This is a genomic window from Pelomicrobium sp. (assembly GCF_036803785.1).
Taxonomy (GTDB): domain Bacteria; phylum Pseudomonadota; class Gammaproteobacteria; order Burkholderiales; family UBA6910; genus Pelomicrobium.
The window spans coordinates 1-3,517 of record NZ_DAIRTR010000205.1 but is presented as its reverse complement, the minus strand read 5'-3'; the positions used below and the strand labels follow the sequence as shown (position 1 = coordinate 3,517).

Genomic DNA, 3,517 nt, shown 5'->3' with positions numbered 1-3,517 from the left:
GGTCGAGCCGCGGCCTCTTCCGCTCGTCCCGGCACCTGCCGGGTCCAGTACGATGTCATGGCCGCCCCCGCCATCAGCCCCGCCGCCAAGACCACCACCTTGCCCGACCAACGCCGCCGTGGGCGAGGTACGGCGCGGATCTGCGCATCGAGAGCCGCCGGCCGGGCTGCCGCGGACCGGCGCTCCAAGTCCGACAGCATCTGGTTGATGAGGCTCATGCCAGCCACATCCAAGTGAGCCCGCCAAGGGAAAGCAGCGCCCCTGTGGCCACGGGCCAGGCGCGGCGCGCAAAGCCTCGGGCGGCTGCGGGGGTATCCAGCGCGGCACGGACCACGGCACCCGCCGCAACGGTGCGGCGCCCCTTCCCGTAGGCGAGCATCATGGACTTGTGGGCCAAGATGTTGAGGAGCCGGGGTACGCCGCCGGAGAAGGCATGGAGCAGCCGCACCGCAGCAGCGGTAAAAACCTCCTCGCCCCGGTGGCCCGCCACCCGCAGCCGGTGATTCAGGTAGCGGCGGGTCTCCTCAGAGCTCAAACCCCGGAGTCGGTACTGGAACGTGATGCGCTGGCGCAACTGCCGGACCGAGCGGTCTTGCAGGTTTTCGTCGAGCTCGGGCTGGCCGAAGAGCACCACCTGGACCAGTTTGCGCTTCTCGGTTTCCAGGTTGGTCAGCAGCCGCAGGGTTTCCAGGCTCTTCAGGGGCATCGCCTGCGCCTCGTCCAGGCAGACCAGCACCCGCTTGCCGGCCCGAGCATAATCGAGCAGGGCGTGGGTCAGAGCCCGGATCAAGCGGGTGCAATCGCCCTCGCCGGGGACCTGAACCTGGAAGTCTTCCGCCAGGGTCTGCAGCAGGGTCTGGGAATCGAGGTAAGGGTTGGGAATGTAGGCGGTGACGAACTGGCGCCCCAGGGAGCTCAGGAATTTGCGGGCGAGGAGCGTCTTGCCTGTGCCCACTTCGCCCGTGATCTTGATGAAGCCCTCCCCGGTACCGGCCGCCACCAGCAGGGTGTTGAGTGCTTCCTGGTAGGTAGAGCAGGCGAAGAAGAAGCTGGTGTCCGGTGTCAGCCCGAAGGGCAGCTCTCGTAACCCGAAGTGGGCTTCGTACATGTCACCTGCGCTGCGGCTGCTGGGTGGACGACTCCCAGGGGGGAGGTCCCCCTTCGCCCCTGGTACCGAATACCTCGGACTTTCCGCCCCAGGAGAAGCCCCGGTCCAGCTTTTCCAGCCGCCCCCGGCTTTCTTCCAGCTCGCCGACCCATTCCTGGTCGCTCTTGATGATGGTGGGCTTGAGCAGGATCACCAACTCCCGCTTGGTGGAACGCTGCTGGGTTTGGCGGAAAGCAGCACCCAGGAATGGGATGTCGGACAGGCCCGGCACCCCGGAGCGCTCTTCGGTCTGGGTCTGGGCCATGAGGCCGCCGATGGCCACGATCTGCCCGTCCTCTACCCGCACGATGCTGTCGGTCTCCCGGATTTGGCTGCGGGGCACAGGGATGCGGATGGTGCCCAAGGTGCCCGAGAGATCGATCTGTCGCTCGATCTGCTGCACTTCGCTCACGGATGGGTGAATGTGCAGGGTGATCATGTTGCGCTCGTCGATCTGGGGAGTGACATCCAGCGCGATGCCGGAAAAAAACGACTGCAAGGTCACGGTGGGCGTGGTGGTGGTGGCCGTGCCGGTGGTGGTGGTGGAGCTCACGTTGGTGACGAACAGCTCGTCCTGGCCCACCTTGAGCACCGCTTTCTGGTTGTTCAACGTGGCGATGCGGGGGCTCGAGAGCACGTGGACGTTGCCCTGGGTTTCCAGGAAGGAGAGCAAGGCGGCGAAGCTGCCGGTCTGGAATGCCAGGCTGAAGATGCCGCCCGCCGCCCCAGGACGGACGAGGTCCACCCCGGGAAGGGCGCTGATGGCGGGGTTCTGGATCGTGGTGACTCCCGTTGCCGGGTCGGTGCTGAAGGTAGCGCCCGTGTTGAGGCTTCCGTTGGGGCGCAAGATGGTCCCGGGGCCGAGCTGGCCTGCGGAGAGCCGGCCGTCGCTGGCGCGGAACGCTGCCCAGTTGATGCCGGCCTCATAGCCGTCGTTGAGCTCCACTTCCAGGATTTTCGCTTCGAGCATCACCTGGCGCTCCACGTTGAGTCGGGACGCTTTGAGGAACACCTCCACGTTCTTGAGTTCCTCCGGCATGGCGCGCACCACCACCGCTCCCGACTGGGGACTCACCACCACACTGCGTCCCTCGCCGCTGCCCACGATGGCGCTGAGGGCTTCGGTCAGTTCCTTCCAGAAATCGGACTCGGACCGAGTGGTGACCTCGCTGCTCTTGACCACCGGAGTGGATAACCCCGGCAGAGTCACCGCCGTAGACTGGGGCGTGAGCAAGGGCCCGGGAGCAACGCCCTGGATCGCGCTGGAGCTCACCGTGGTCTCCGAAGCACCCCGCCGCACCCCAGTGAGGTAGCCCACGCGAAACACTCGGGTGCGCACTCCCAGCGGATGGATCACGATGCGGTTGCCCTCCACGGTGTATTCGTAACCGTAGAGGTCGCGAATCGCATCCAGGGCCTCCCGCACCGTGACATCGCGCAGATTCACCGTGAGGGTTCCCTTGACTTCGGGGTGAACGAGCATGTTATAGCGGGTACCCGAGACGATGGCCATGAACACCTGGGCTGCCGGCGCGTTAGTCACCACCAGGTCGAAGCGCTGCTCTTCGGGAACCGGAGCTGCCTTCGGCACTTCAATGGTGAGGGAGGGCAGCAGGGCACGCTCCACCGCTTCTGGCGTAGCGGGCTTGGGCCGCTGCCCGGCGGCCCGGTTCAACTCCTCCAGCATGGCGTCATAGGTGGTGCCGTGCTTGGGCGGCGTGGTGCCGCAACCCCCCAGCAGTACTGCCGCAGCAAGCGTAGCTGCCAGCGCTCTCATCGTCTCCTTCCCCCGATTTTCTCTGGCGCGCTTCTGACCGACCAACTGGCGTCAGGGGTGCCTTCTTCCTTTTCTGCGAGCCGCTTCACCACTTCGGGGAAGAGCCGCAATTCGCGCTTTCCCTCTGGACCCTGCAGGATCACTGCCGCTTCGTCGATGGCCACGACCCGCGCGTCTGCGTAGCGGCCGCCGAGGGACACCCAGGTCCCATCGATGAGGGCTGCCCGGCGTCCGGGCGAAACCAGCACAGACTGCAGCACCGGCGTTTCCCGGGCGCGGCTGTTGTCCGACGCTCCCGCCATGAGCGCCGGCGGCGGGCGGGTGGGGTCGGGCAACTCCTGGGCAAGGAGCGGGAACGCCACGCCCGCCACCAAGAGGAAGGTGCTGGCGTGTACCCGCCACTTCATCCTTGGACTCAGATGACCAGCCATGTCCGCTCCATGCTCAAGGTATACACCGTGACGGTCAGGGTGCTCACGGGGTACTTGTCCACGGCGAGCTGCAGGCGCGCCCAATACATGCGCCACGGCAGCCGCTCCAGCTCGGCCACATAGCGCAGTAAGTCCGGATAGCGACCCTGCACCGAGATCTCC

The 3,517-nt window shown here is 66.2% G+C and carries 3 protein-coding genes and 1 pseudogene; all 4 read right to left on the bottom strand.

Annotated features, from left to right (window positions below):
- Positions 1–218 (bottom strand): annotated as a pseudogene (locus tag V7Q81_RS15210) (tetratricopeptide repeat protein); the annotation flags it as partial.
- On the bottom strand, positions 215–1,108 hold the full coding sequence (locus V7Q81_RS15205) for an ExeA family protein (protein ID WP_333845004.1): 894 nt from the start codon (positions 1,106–1,108) through the stop codon (positions 215–217). The pseudogene V7Q81_RS15210 and the gene V7Q81_RS15205, both read right to left, overlap by 4 nt.
- Position 1,109: 1 nt before the next feature.
- On the bottom strand, positions 1,110–2,924 hold the full coding sequence (gene mshL / locus V7Q81_RS15200; RefSeq protein ID WP_333845002.1) for a pilus (MSHA type) biogenesis protein MshL: 1,815 nt from the start codon (positions 2,922–2,924) through the stop codon (positions 1,110–1,112).
- Entirely contained in the window at positions 2,921–3,331 is a 411-nt protein-coding gene (locus V7Q81_RS15195) for a hypothetical protein (protein WP_333844999.1), read from the bottom strand. Before V7Q81_RS15195 ends, mshL begins: the two co-directional genes overlap by 4 nt.
- Positions 3,332–3,517: the final 186 nt, after the last annotated feature.

What these genes read in the sequence shown, in the direction of transcription:
- V7Q81_RS15205 (WP_333845004.1), bottom strand. Translation starts at nt 1,108, where the DNA reads ATGTACGAAGCCCACTTCGGGTTACGAGAGCTGCCCTTCGGGCTGACA.
- mshL (WP_333845002.1), bottom strand. Translation starts at nt 2,924, where the DNA reads ATGAGAGCGCTGGCAGCTACGCTTGCTGCGGCAGTACTGCTGGGGGGT.
- V7Q81_RS15195 (WP_333844999.1), bottom strand. Translation starts at nt 3,331, where the DNA reads ATGAAGTGGCGGGTACACGCCAGCACCTTCCTCTTGGTGGCGGGCGTG.